Annotated in this window: 9 protein-coding genes; 6 read left to right on the top strand and 3 right to left on the bottom strand. The window is 67.1% G+C overall.

The annotated features are described in order from the left end of the window. The first annotated feature begins 120 nt into the window (after window positions 1-120). Genes OU995_RS23345 through OU995_RS23320 form a run of 6 tightly spaced genes read left to right on the top strand, consistent with a single transcriptional unit; the run spans window position 121 to window position 7,333 of the window. Window positions 121-1,803 carry a ShlB/FhaC/HecB family hemolysin secretion/activation protein gene (locus OU995_RS23345; RefSeq protein WP_267832540.1) on the top strand — a complete coding sequence of 561 codons (1,683 nt, stop codon included), beginning with the start codon at window positions 121-123 and terminating at the stop codon, window positions 1,801-1,803. 53 nt (window positions 1,804-1,856) lie between these two features. Continuing rightward, complete coding sequence (locus tag OU995_RS23340; RefSeq protein ID WP_267832539.1) at window positions 1,857-3,632, top strand: DUF2341 domain-containing protein; 1,776 nt, start codon at window positions 1,857-1,859, stop codon at window positions 3,630-3,632. Window position 3,633: 1 nt separating this feature from the next. Continuing rightward, a complete protein-coding gene (locus tag OU995_RS23335; RefSeq protein ID WP_267832537.1) occupies window positions 3,634-4,044 on the top strand; it encodes an ExbD/TolR family protein in 411 nt (136 codons plus the stop codon). A gap of 12 nt (window positions 4,045-4,056) precedes the next feature. Beyond that, window positions 4,057-4,767: a hypothetical protein gene (locus OU995_RS23330; RefSeq protein ID WP_267832536.1), complete on the top strand. Its 711-nt coding sequence runs from the start codon at window positions 4,057-4,059 to the stop codon at window positions 4,765-4,767. Window positions 4,768-4,827: 60 nt separating this feature from the next. After that, window positions 4,828-6,615, top strand: coding sequence for a putative porin (locus tag OU995_RS23325; RefSeq protein WP_267832535.1), 1,788 nt, complete (start codon window positions 4,828-4,830; stop codon window positions 6,613-6,615). A 10-nt stretch (window positions 6,616-6,625) separates the two neighbouring features. Then, the gene (locus tag OU995_RS23320) at window positions 6,626-7,333 is read left to right on the top strand and encodes a hypothetical protein (protein ID WP_267832534.1); all 708 of its coding nucleotides are present in this window, start codon (window positions 6,626-6,628) and stop codon (window positions 7,331-7,333) included. Between the two features lie 143 nt (window positions 7,334-7,476). Here OU995_RS23320 and OU995_RS23315 read toward each other — a convergent pair whose 3' ends face one another. The 3 genes from OU995_RS23315 to OU995_RS23305 all read right to left on the bottom strand — a co-directional run bounded on the left by OU995_RS23315 (window position 7,477) and on the right by OU995_RS23305 (window position 12,306). Next, window positions 7,477-9,069: an efflux transporter outer membrane subunit gene (locus OU995_RS23315; RefSeq protein ID WP_267832533.1), complete on the bottom strand. Its 1,593-nt coding sequence runs from the start codon at window positions 9,067-9,069 to the stop codon at window positions 7,477-7,479. Between the two features lie 323 nt (window positions 9,070-9,392). Further along, entirely contained in the window at window positions 9,393-11,027 is a 1,635-nt protein-coding gene (locus tag OU995_RS23310; RefSeq protein ID WP_267832532.1) for an MDR family MFS transporter, read from the bottom strand. Further along, the gene (locus OU995_RS23305; protein ID WP_324288672.1) at window positions 11,020-12,306 is read right to left on the bottom strand and encodes an HlyD family secretion protein; all 1,287 of its coding nucleotides are present in this window, start codon (window positions 12,304-12,306) and stop codon (window positions 11,020-11,022) included. The genes OU995_RS23310 and OU995_RS23305 overlap by 8 nt, the downstream gene beginning before the upstream one ends. Between the last annotated feature and the right edge of the window lie 38 nt (window positions 12,307-12,344).

Below are 12,344 nucleotides of genomic sequence, written 5' to 3'. Positions count from 1 at the left end.
GACTTGCGGTGGTTTCGGCGCTGCTGCGCCGTCTAGGTGTATCGGGACGTGACACCCGCAGCGGAATCGCTGGCGAAGTTCGGGTGTCCATCGGCAGTCATCGGGATCGAGGTCATACCCATGAGGGAGAACAACAAGACCGCAGCGCCTGGCGCGCGGCAGGCTGTCGGCCTGCTGCTGTGCCTGGTGGTGCAGGGCGGGCTGCTGGCCCCCGGCGCCCAGGCGCAGGGCGCGGCGGGCGAGCCGCCGTCGAAGGGGGCATCGTCGCCTTCTGCGTCCTCCCCGGACGCGGGTCATGGCGACGCGCCGGAGGCAACGCTGGATGTGCTGGAGTATGTGGTTCGTGGCAACACCGTGCTGGACGCGCGCACCATCGAGCGCCTGGTCACGCCCTTCCTCGGCCCCTCGCGCAGCCGCCAGGACATCGAAGGCGCCCGCGACGCACTGACCGCCGCCTATCAGGCGGCCGGCTACCAGTCGGTGTATGTGGACGTGCTGGAGCCGATCGGAGCGGACGGTGTTGTGGTGCTGGCGGTCAACGAGGTGCGTGTGGGGCGCCTGCGGGTCACCGGCAGCCAGTACACCTCGCTGCAAGAGGTGAAGGCGCAGGTGAGTGCCTTGCGGGAGGGTGAGGTGCCCAATTTTCAGCAGGCCCAGACCCAGCTCAATGCCGTCAATCGCAATGGCCAGCGTCAGGTCATGCCGCTGGTGCGGCAGGGCACCCTGACCGGCACGATGGATGTCGACCTCAAGGTGGACGATCACAGCCCCTGGCGGGCCAGTGCCGGCCTGAACAACGACCGCAGCGCGGACACCCGAGACCTGCGCATGACGCTGTCCGTCGGTCACGACAACCTCTGGCAACTGGGGCACAGTGCCACACTCAGTTTCTTCGGCACGCCGCAGGACTTCGATCAGACCAGTGTGGTGTCGGGGTCCTACACGGCGCCGTTCCGGGGCAGCGGCTGGAGCCTGGAAGCCGCCGCTTATGTCTCCGACAGCAACGTGGCCACGGTGGGGGGCACCACCGTGCTGGGCAAGGGCTATTCGGCCGGGCTCAAGGCTACCTACACCGTGCCGGAGGCGGGTGACTGGTGGCACGCCTTCAGTGTTGGCATCGATGCCAAGCGCAATCGGGAAGCCCTGCGCATGGGCAGCGGCGGTGACCAGGTGCCGCTGGACTATGCGCCGCTGACGCTGGGTTATGCCGGCTCCCGCCAGGGCGAAGACAGCCAGCTCGGGCTGTCGTTCTCGGCCGTGGTGGGCACGCGCAGCCTGCTCGGGTGGGGCAGTGACTGGCGGCAATTCGACTACAAGCGCTACAAGGCCAAACCCGGCTTCCTGGTGCTCAAGGGCGATTTCAACGGCAGCCTGAACTTCTGGCGTGGCGCGCAACTGGGCTTGCGGCTGGCGGCCCAGGGCAGCGACACGCCGCTGGTCTCCGGCGAGCAGATCTCGGCCGGCGGGATGAACTCGGTGCGCGGCTACCTGTCGGCGGAGCGTGTGGGCGACGTGGGGCTGGTGGGTGCGCTGGAGTTGCGCTCCCGCCCGATGGGGATCTCTGCCATCGCGCTGGAGAACGCGCGGCTCTACAGCTTCTTCGATTTCGGACATCTGCGCCTGCGGGAGCCCTTGCCGGAGCAACAAAGCCGCTTCACGTTGTTCTCGCTGGGCCTGGGGACCAGCTTCGCCGTAGGCCCCCATCTCAGCGGCCGGGTGGACGTGGGTTATCCGCTGCGGGACGGCGAACGCACCGAACGCAAGGACCCACGGGTCACCTTCAACCTGAATGCCAGCTACTGAGGCAGCGCCCGTTGCTTCAACCTGATCCAACCTTATCCACGGAGACCGCCGTCATGCGACGCATCCTTTTCCTGGCGCTCACGCTGCTGAGTGCCCTGTGGCCCGGGCTCTCCCATGCCTGGTGGCAGAACGACTGGGCTTATCGCAAGCCCATCACCATCGATGCCGGCCCCCAGGGCGCCGCGCTGGGCGGCGACGCGGGGCGTGTGCCGGTGCTGCTGCGGCTGCACACTGGCAACTTCAGCTTTGAAGGTGTGTCGGACACCGGTGCCGACCTGCGCTTCGTGGCGGCTGACGACAAGACCGTACTGAACCACCAGATCGAACAGTTCGATCCCTTGCTGGGCATTGCGCTGGTCTGGGTGGATCTGCCCAACGTGCCGGCGGGAACACCCCAGCATCTGTGGATGTATTACGGCAATCGCAAGGCCCCGGCCTCGGCCAACGGCCAACGCACCTTCGACCCGGACTACACGCTGGTCTATCACTTCAGCGAATCCGGCGCCCCGGCGCGGGACACCACTGCTTATGGCAACCATGCCCAGACGACGGTGCCCACGGCGGAGGGCACCGTGATTGGCCGCGGTGCCCAACTGGGCCGTGCGGCGCTGATGCTGCCGGCATCACCCTCGCTGGCCACGACTGCGGGGGCCCCGTTCACGCTCAGCCTGTGGGTGCGCCCGACCGCGTTGGGAGACCGTCAGATCGTTTACGCTCGCCGCGACGGTGCCAGCCATCTGGTGGTGGGGATCGACCAGGGCATCCCCTATGTCGAAGTCAACGGGCAGCGCAGCGCGCCGGGGCAGCCGATCCAGGCGGGCCAGTGGTCCCACCTGGCGGTGAAGTCCAATGCCGAGAGCGTCAGCCTGTGGGTCGGCGGACGGCTGGCCGCGCGATTGCAAGGGGGATTGCCGGCGCTCAACGGCCCCACCTCCATCGGCGCGGATACCGGTGCCGGCCCGGGCACGCCGTTCAATGGCAGCATCGATGAACTGCGGCTGTCCAAGGTGGCCCGGCCCGATCCGCTGTTGCTGGCCGATGCGATCTCGCAGGGCGCGGAATCCCGGCTCACGCAGTTCGGTCCGGATGAGCAGCAGGCCGGCAAAAGTCATTTGGGTTTCATCCTGGCGGCCATGCCGCTGGATGCCTGGGTGGTGGTGGGCCTGCTGGGGCTGATGATGATGGGCTCCTGGGCCATCATGATCGGCAAGGGGCGCAGTTTCGGTGCCATGGAACGTGCCAATGCCGAGTTCATGGACCGCTTCCGGGAGACCGCCGGCCATCCGCTGGATTCCCTGGCGAGCGGTGAAGGGCTGGCGGCGACGGTGAAGACCGACTCACCCCTGTGGCGTTTGTATGCGGTGGCCATCCAGGAACTGCAGCACCGCCATGCACGCGGGTATGACATCCACGCCGTGTCGGCCTCCACCATCGGCGCGATCCGTGCCGCGATGGATGGTGTCATGGTGCGCGAGTCCGAGAAGATGGCACGCCGCATGAGCTGGCTGTCCACCACCATCGAAGGGGCGCCGTATGTGGGCCTGTTCGGGACTGTCATTGGCATCATGCTGGTGTTTGTGGTGGCCGCCATGGCCGGGGCGGTGGACATCAATTCGGTCGCACCGGGCATGGCCGCTGCGTTGCTGTGCACGGCGGCCGGCCTGGGCGTCGCCATCCCGGCGCTGTTCGGCTACAACTGGCTGGCGTCGCGCTCCGATGCCATCGGGGCCGACATGGCGGTGTTCGTGGATGAGTTCTCCACCCGTCTGGCCGAAGAGCAGGGCGAGGGCCGGGTCCGTCCGGCCGTGCCCGTCGTGCGGAGCGCCTGACATGGCTCGCGCAGCAAAGTTCGGTGTCAAGAAGCGCGGCAGCGGCATCAACATCACGCCCTTTGTGGACGTGCTGCTGGTGGTCCTGGTGATCTTCATCCTGACCAGCAACGCCAGCATTCCCGGCATCAAGGTGGATCTGCCCAAGGCGAGTTCGTCGGTGGCGCTGGAAAAGCCCAAGACCAAGGCCATCACCGTCGACGGCAATGGCAACGTGTTCCTGGACGCCTACCCGGTGACGATGGCGGAGCTGGAAGAGCGGCTGCGCACCGAGAAGGCGCTGACCCCCGATTTCCCGGTGATCGTGCGTGGAGAGGCCACGGTCCAGTATGCGCGGGTGGTGGAGGTGCTGGACCTGTTGCGGCGCATTGAACTCAACCAGGTCGGGCTGGTGACCGGCAAGCCGGCGTGAGGATGCACCGTGATGCGCACTCCTGAAGGCTTGAACCCGCTCACGGCCTGGTGGCGGCGCTGGGGCGGAGGGTGCATGGCCGCCCTGTTGCTGGCGCTGGTGGGGGGGCTGCTGTGGCATCTGCTGTCCGACACGGCCAGCCAGCGTCGTGAGCTGCCGCAGACGGCGCTGCTCAGCTTGCCGCCCCCACCGCCGCCGCCGCCACCACCGGAGCCGGAGAAGCTACCCGAACCTGAACCCGAGAAGACGCCCAAGATCACCGAGCCGACGCCCGAGCCCGAGAAGCCGGCCGAGAAGCCGATGGAGGACAAGGCGCCCGACCCGGCCAAGGATCTGGGCGATCCGGTCACGCTCAATGGCGAGGCGCAGGCCGGGACCGATGCCTTCGGTGTGCAATCCGGCAAGGGCGGCGGCCGCGCCGGGACGGGCGCCGGTGGCGGGCTCGGTGGCGGGTCTTATGCCCGTTATGTGTCCAGCCGGCTCCAGCAGGCGCTGTCACGCGACGCGCGAACCCGCAGCCTGGTGTTTGACGACCTCCGGCTGGATCTCTGGCTGGGGACTGACGGCAAGGCCACACGGGTCGAATTGGTCCGAGGCACGGGCACGGAGCGGGTGGACGCGCTGGTGCTCAAGGTGCTTCGCGAACTCGACGCTCTGGACGAGCGACCGCCGGCCGCCATGCGTTATCCGATCCGAGTGGCGATCCGGGGTGTGCGTCCCTGAGGACGCGCCGCCGGCCTTGCCTCCCTCAACGAACCCTCTGAAGTTTCTTCAAGCGTTGCCATGAAAACACTTGCTCACCCCTTCTCCAGCGCCTTCCGCCGCGCGCGCGCCCCCGGCTTGCGGACGCTGGCCGGCGCCCTGGTGCTGGCCCTGCCGACCCTGGCGGCTCATGCGCAGACGCAAGCCACGTCGCAGGCAGCGCCTGCGGCCAAGGAAAGCACGATGGTGCAGTTGATCCGCGGCCTGATGAGCAGCGGTGCGCTGGCCAAGGACGTGGGCGAAGCCCTGCTGGCCCAGGCGCAGGCGGAGGCGTTGGCCTCTCAGCAGTCGCAGCCCACCCAGCGCCGGGTGGCGGGGGCGCCATCCACCCGGGTGGACAACGGTGATGTTCGCGTCACCTATGTGCCGCAGACGGTGCGGGATCAGATCCGGGACGAGGTCAAGGCCGAGGTGATGGCCCAGGCCAAGAGCGAAGGTTGGGCCGCACCGAATGAAACGCCGGAATGGTCCAAGCGCATTCATGTCGAAGGCGATGTCCGGGTTCGCAATGAATCGAGGCTGTATGCCGGCGGAAACTCCGACCAGGTGGTGAACTTTGCGGCCATCAACAAGGGGGACCCCTACGACGTCAACCCCAACACCGCCGCTGAACTGCCACCGCTGCTCAACACGCGGGAAAACCGCAGCAATCAGTGGCGGGTGCGGGCGCGTCTGGGCGTGGTGGCCGACCTGTCGGAGTCCACTCACGCAGGTGTGCGCCTTGCTTCTGGCAGTGATGACAGTCCCGTCTCCACCACACAGACGCTGGGGGGCGGGCTGCAGAAGAAGGCGCTGTGGCTGGACCAGGCGTGGCTCTCGCATTCCCCGCTGGACGGCCTCACGCTGACGGGCGGGCGTTTTGGCAATCCCTTCCAGACCACCGAATTGCTGTTCTCTTCCGACCTCAACATGGACGGTGTGGCGGCCAGCTTCCGGCGCGCCGTGGGAGCGAAGAAGGACGCCGAAGTGTTTGCATCGCTGGGGTTCATTCCCCTGGAATACCTCTCCAGCGACTTCCCCTCGCGCAGCCAGGACAAGGCCCCGAGCCAGAGCAAGTGGCTGGTCGGGCTGCAGGCTGGCGGGACCTGGAAGCTCAACGACAGCAACCGCGTGGGCGGATCGCTGGGTTACTTTGATTTCCACAACATCAGCGGTGAAGTGTCTGCCGCCTGTGCGCTGTATGCCGGCGAGGACCATTGCAGCACCGACTGGTCACGCCCGGCCTTCATGCAGAAGGGCAACACCATCATGTCGATCCGCGACATTGCGCTGAATCCGAACGATCCGGCCAACACGCCGACGCCGCAGTACTTCGGCCTGGCGTCCCAGTTCCGGGTGCTGGATGTGGCGGCGCGCTGGGACACGGAGGTGACGACCGGCTTCCCCCTGCGGCTGGATCTGAACTATCTGCGCAACACGGCCTATGACGTGAAGGAGATGTTCAGCCGCGCCCGGGGCAACATCCTCAACAACTACGGCGGCTCCGGCGCCACAACGCAGACCGCCTTCCGCAGTGGGGGCAATGCCTACCAGGTGCAGGCGACGCTCGGGACGGTGCAGCCGCAACTCAAGGGGCAATGGCATGTGCTGGCGGGCTATCGCCGCATCGAGCCCGATGCCGTGCCGGATGGTTACAACGACGCCACCTTCCACGGGGGCGGTACCAATGCCCGCGGCTTCATCATCGGTGGCGCCTATGCCTTCGACAAGAACGCCTGGCTGAGCGGCCGGTGGATGTCGTCCAAGGAGGTGGTGGGACCGCCGCTGTCCATCGACACCCTGCTGATCGACTTCAATGCCCGTTTCTGAGGACACCGCCATGACACTGCATCGGATATCCGTGGGTTGGCTGAGCGTGCTCTGCATGGGAGGCGCGCTGGCCCAGGCCCCTCAGGCGTCGATGGAAGAACGCCTGCGAACCCAGTTGCGCGCCACGACGTCCCAACTGCAGCAGGTGCAGAATGAGTTGGCGACGCTGAAGGCGGCGCAAGCCGCGCCGGGGGCCGGGACGTCGGAGATGAAGTCCGGCACTGCAGCCGCCAGGGCTGGCGATGCACAGATCGAGGCGCTCAAACGGGAGCTGAGCCAGGCCCGGGCGATGCTGGCCGAGGAGCGTGCTGCGCGCGCCCGTGACGACCAGCAGGGCGAAGAGGCGCGCCGCTCCGCCCAGACCGCCACCGAGCGGGCCGCCACCCAAGTGGGGCAGTTTCGTGATGCCTACAACGAGGTGCTGAGAATGGCCAGGAGCGCCGAGGCCGAACGGGCGCGTCTGGCTGCGGGTGTGCAGGTGCAGGAGCAGGCCTTGCAGCAATGCGATCTCAAGAACCGCGAGCTCTACCGCGTCGGGCAGGAGATCCTGCAGACCTATGAAACGCTGGATACCCGCAAGGTGCTGGAATCACGCCATGTGTTTGCGGCCAAGGCGCGGGTGAAGTACGACGAAATTGCCCAGCGCTTTGGTGATCAGCTCCATGCCGGCCGGTTTGATCCGGTGAATCCGATGGGGCCGGGGGCGGCGGAGCAGTAGCAGGGGAGCAGTGGCAGCGGAGCGGTGACGACGCAGTCTTGGTGACGCAGTCCGGACGGCAACGTCGTGGCGACAAGGTACTGGCAACAACGTGGGGGCAACAACGTGGTGGCGGCTGCCGCGTTGCGGCAGCGCCCGCCGCATCAACTCGGCGCTAGCACCTGCCATCCCAGGCCCAGGCTCTTCTGCAGGGCCACGAAGTCCTTCAGCAGGGCCGCTTGCCCATCCAGCGTTTTCAGCGCCGCCAAGGCCTGGTTGCGCTGCGCATCCAGCAGATCCAGCTGGCTGGCGGTGCCGGCTTGCCGACGCTGACGCGCCAGGGCCAGGCTGCGTTCCGCCGAGGCCTGCTGCGCCAGCAGATGGGTGAGCGTCTGCCGCTGCTGGCCGAAACGGGATAGCGACGTGTTGGCGTCCTGCAGAGCGCCCAGCACGGTGGCCTGGTAGTTGGCCACGGCTTCATCACGTCCGGCTTCGGCCTGACGGACCTCTGCCCGGATGCGGCCGAAGTCCAACACGTTCCAGCTGAGGTAGGGCACACCCACCAGGGCCAGGCTCTTGCTGCTGAGCCAATGGCCCAGGTCGGTGCTGGCCATGCCGATGTCGCCCAGCAGAGTGAGCTTGGGGAAGTAGTTGGCTTCCTTCTGGCCGATCTTGGCCTGGCCCGCCGCCAGGCGGCGCTCCGCCGCGCGGATGTCGGGGCGACGTTGAAGCAACGACGCGGGGTCTCCAATGGCCACGGACTCGGGCAGCGTGGGGAGCGACGGCTCGGAGGCCGCAAGCTGAGCATCCAGCGCACCTGGGGCCTGACCGGTCAACAGGGCCAGTTGGTCCAGCGAGGCGCTGATTTGCGCCGCCACATCTGCCAGCGAAGCGCGGGTGGATTCGCCCTGCAGCACGCGTTGCTCCACGTCGTCCGCACCGGAAACACCCCGCTCCTGTCGCTGACGGATGAGGGCCAGTGTCTGGGCGTCGTAGGCCGCTGTGCTTTGCAGCAAGGCCTGGCGGCGCTGCTGCGCGCGCAAGTCCGCATAGGCCTGGGCCACCTCGGCGGTGAGGGACACCTGTGCATCGGCCAGGTCCGACTGGACGGCCTCGGCCTGTGCTGAGGCTGCTTCTGTGGCGCGCCGGGTGCCGCCGAAGAGATCGGCCTCCCAGGTGGCGTCAAAACCCACGTTGTAGAGATGCAGCGTGGTGTCGCTGCTCGTGCCCGGCCCTTGCCAGATACCGGCCCCCAGCGCCGACGCCGATCCCTTGGGCATGTGCTGTGCCTCCTGCAGGCGCAGCGCCGCGCGGGACTGGCGAAGACGCGCCTGTGCCGCCTGCAGCGTGGGGCTGTTGGCCAGGGCCTGGTCGATCAGCGCGGTGAGTGTGTTGTCGTGCAGTTGCAGCCACCAGGCGGCCGTGGTGGGGCGGGTGGGGGAGATGAGGCTGGTAGTGTTGGCGTTGGCGTTGGCGTTGGCGGTGACTGCGGCTGCGGCTGCGGCTGCGGCTGCGGCGGTGGCTGTGGATGTAGATGTGGATGTAGATGTGGATGTAGATGTGGATGTGGATGTGGATGTGGATGTGGTGCCTGTGCCGGTGTTGGCGGCGGTGACAGCATTGGCATCCGCGGGCGCGCGGGCAAAGCGGCTGGCCTGGATCGCATCGGCGGCGACAAGCGGCGCCCCGTGATAGTCCGGTCCGACGGTGGTGCAACCGGTCAGCGCCAACCCGGTGGTGGCCATCAGAGCGGTCATGATCCACCTGCCGAGGTGTGAGTGGGGCAAACCTTGGTGGATAGAGGGCCGGTGAGCCGGGCGCTGTTGGGTGGTTCGCTGCGGGGTAGATCGCTGCGAGCTGAGCCGCTGGTGGGTGGCCCGCTGCTGGGTACACCGCAGCTGGGTAAGCCGTTGCTGGGTAAGCCGTTGCTGGGTACACCGCAGCGGGGTACACCGCTCCTCGGTAAGCCGTTGCTGGGTACACCCCTCCTGGGTCACCCGCTGATGACCGGCGCGGACCACCGCATCAGCCACCCATCGTGCAATAAAAGCTTGGGAATGAAACATGAAATGAATCCGCATCAATGGGCTTCGCTGATCGCCGGGGCCTGTCCGGGCTTGGGCGTTTTCAGCAGCAGGGCCAGCGGCACGCACAGCAGCAGTGCCACGGCCAGGGCATAAAAGGTTTCGGAGAAGGTCATCACACTGGCCTGCTGCTGAATCTGCAGCGCAATCTCCTTGATGGCCTGCAGCTGCGCATGGGCCATGTCGCCGACCTGTGCAAAGTGGCTGGCCGTGCTGGCCGCCACCCGTTCCTGAACCACCGGGGAGTTGGCATTCAGCGTCTCACTCAGGCGGTCCACATGCAGGGCATTGCGGCGGTCGATGAAGGTGCCCAGCACCGCCAGCCCCACTGACCCGCCCAGGTTGCGGGCCATGTTGTAGAGCCCGGCGGCATCCCCCGATTCCTCGCGGTTCACCGCCGCCATGGACGCCTGGTTCAGCGGCATCATGCACAGCATCTGCCCCACACCGCGCAGCAGTTGCGACAGCGTGAAGTCGTGGCCGACGCTTTGCACCGTGAGGTTGATGTCCAGCAGGCAACTGCCGGCAAAACACAGCAGCCCGGTGATGACCAGCACACGGAAGTCCACGCGCGTGATCAGCCAGGGCAGGATGGGCATCATGGCGAAGGCCGGCACCCCGGAGAGCAGCATGATCACGCCGGATTGCTGCGCGTTGTAGCCCGAGATCAGCGCGAGGAATTGCGGCACGAGATACGACACCCCGTACAAGCCGGCGCCCACAACAAACACGATGAAGATCACGCTGGCATAACTCTTGTTGCGCATCAGGCTCAGCCGCAGAATGGGCTTGGTCGAGAGCTTCTGCGACAGCGCCACCAGCGTCAGCCCGAAGGCTGTTGCCACACTGAGCCAGACGATCATCGCCGACTCAAACCAGCGTTCGCGTTGCCCCTCTTCCAGCACCACGGTGAGCGTGGACAGGCCCACCGCCAGGCCGACAATGCCCAGCCAGTCGGCGCGCAGGAATTGGTCCAGATGGGTCCGCTCCGAGGGCAGCCCCAGCAGCAGCAAGGCCAGCAACGCGGCACACACCGGCACGTTGATGAAGAAGCACCAGTGCCAGCTGACGTTTTCGGTGAGCCAACCGCCGACCACCGGGCCCAGCAGCGGCCCGAGGATGACGATCAGCCCAAAGACGGTCATGCCCACCGGCAACTGGTGGCGCGGCAGGCGCGTGCGGATGATGGTCTGCGCAGTGGGAATCATGGCTCCGCCCGTGAAACCTTGGCCGATGCGCGCAATGATCAGGGTGCTGAGGCTGTTGGACAGCCCGCACATCACCGAAAACAGCGTGAACAGGGCGGCATTACCCACCAGAAAATTCCGCAGACCGAAGACCCGGGTCAACCAGGCGGCCAGCGGGATCATCACGATCTCCGACATGAGGTAACCCGTGGAGATCCAGGTGCCTTCGGTGCCGGTGGCGCCCACCGCCCCTTGAATCTGGGGCAGGGCGGAGTTGGTGATGGAGATGTCCAGCGTGGCCATCAGCGCGCCCAGGGCGCCTGCGGCGACTGCGATCCAATCCACCGCGCGGGCATTGGGCTCTGCGGCTGCGGCGGTACCGACTGCGTGGCCCGTGCTCCCTCCGCCTGCACCGGCTGGGGCCGAGGCGGCGGCCTTAGCCATGGCGGGCTCCATCGGCGGTGTCAGGGGCGGTGTCGGGGGCGGCCTGGCGAGCCGCCTGCGGTACCGCTGCTGGGGCCAATTGCGGCGTGGCACGCGCCGTCGCTTGTGCGGCAGTGCTGGCGTCGCGTGTGTCCACCTCGGTGGTCACCGACAGGCCGGGCAGCAAACGGTCCCGCACGCTGGCGTCCAGCGCCTGCAGCTTGATACGCACGGGCACCCGCTGCACGATCTTGGTGAAGTTGCCGGTGGCATTTTCAGAAGGCAGCAAGGCGAACTGAGCGCCGGTCCCGGGCGAGAAGCTCTCCACCTGGCCATGCAGTTCCAGGTCGGGCAGGGCGTCCACATGCAGCGTCACCGGCTGGCCGGCGCGCATGCGGCCAATCTGCGTTTCCTTGAAGTTGGCCAATAAATACACCTCCTGCACCGGCACCACCGTCATCAGCCGGGTGCCGGGCTGCACGAGCTGGCCGACCCGCACGGTGCTGTCGCCCACGCGGCCGTCGATGGCGGCGCGCACGATGGTGTCATCCACATCCAGATGGTTCTGGCTGCGCGCGGCTTCTGCCGCTTTCACCTGCGCCCGGTTCTGCGCCACCTGGGCCTGCGTTGATTGAATCTTGCCTTCGGCAGACGCTACCGCCGCCTGGTTGGCCGCGAGCGTGGCTTTGGCCTGGTCCCGCGCATTGCGCAGATCCGCCAGATGTTCTTCGGTGGTGGCGCCGGTGCTGATGAGCGGCGCGTAACGTTCGTATTCCCGTTGGGCATGGGTCAGGCTGAGCGACGCCGCCTCTGCCTGCGCCCGAGCCTGGGCCAACTGGGCCCGCTGCTGAACGATGTCGGCCTCCGCGCGCAGGATGTCGGCCTGGCGGGCATCCATCGTGGCCTGCGCCTGGGCCAGCATGGCTTCGTATTGGCGCCGGTCCAGGCGCACCAAGGGGTCTCCGCGCATGACGGCCTGATTGGGCTGCACAAACACGTCGGTGACGTAGCCGACGACCTTGGGGGCGACCGTGACGCTGTCGGCCTTCAGGTAGGCGTCTTCGGTGCTCTCAATGAAGCGGCCCACGCGCCACCAGTTCACGCCGTACACCGCGCCACCTATCACGGCGGCCAGGGCCACCACCAGGAGGATGGGGCGGCGGCGCCCCTTGGACGCCGGCAGCTCAGGGGGCGTGGGCGCGGGGCTGGGCGTGTGCGCGGCAGTTTGTGGGGATGAGTCCGGCGCAGGAGGATGAGGGGAAGGAAGCGTGCCGGGGGTGGCAGGAGTCGGAGCGGACATGAACAGGCACCGGTGAAATTTATTCCGAGTGCTATCTT

Origin of the sequence: Roseateles sp. SL47 (genome assembly GCF_026625885.1) — a bacterium.
Taxonomy (GTDB): domain Bacteria; phylum Pseudomonadota; class Gammaproteobacteria; order Burkholderiales; family Burkholderiaceae_C; genus Roseateles.
The sequence above is the reverse complement of the archived record's forward strand: the minus strand, read 5'-3'. Positions and strand labels throughout refer to the sequence as shown.

Coding starts and splice junctions, on each gene's coding strand:
- OU995_RS23345 (WP_267832540.1), top strand. CDS start 121: ATGAGGGAGAACAACAAGACCGCAGCGCCTGGCGCGCGGCAGGCTGTC.
- OU995_RS23340 (WP_267832539.1), top strand. CDS start 1,857: ATGCGACGCATCCTTTTCCTGGCGCTCACGCTGCTGAGTGCCCTGTGG.
- OU995_RS23335 (WP_267832537.1), top strand. CDS start 3,634: ATGGCTCGCGCAGCAAAGTTCGGTGTCAAGAAGCGCGGCAGCGGCATC.
- OU995_RS23330 (WP_267832536.1), top strand. CDS start 4,057: ATGCGCACTCCTGAAGGCTTGAACCCGCTCACGGCCTGGTGGCGGCGC.
- OU995_RS23325 (WP_267832535.1), top strand. CDS start 4,828: ATGAAAACACTTGCTCACCCCTTCTCCAGCGCCTTCCGCCGCGCGCGC.
- OU995_RS23320 (WP_267832534.1), top strand. CDS start 6,626: ATGACACTGCATCGGATATCCGTGGGTTGGCTGAGCGTGCTCTGCATG.
- OU995_RS23315 (WP_267832533.1), bottom strand. CDS start 9,069: ATGACCGCTCTGATGGCCACCACCGGGTTGGCGCTGACCGGTTGCACC.
- OU995_RS23310 (WP_267832532.1), bottom strand. CDS start 11,027: ATGGCTAAGGCCGCCGCCTCGGCCCCAGCCGGTGCAGGCGGAGGGAGC.
- OU995_RS23305 (WP_324288672.1), bottom strand. CDS start 12,306: ATGTCCGCTCCGACTCCTGCCACCCCCGGCACGCTTCCTTCCCCTCAT.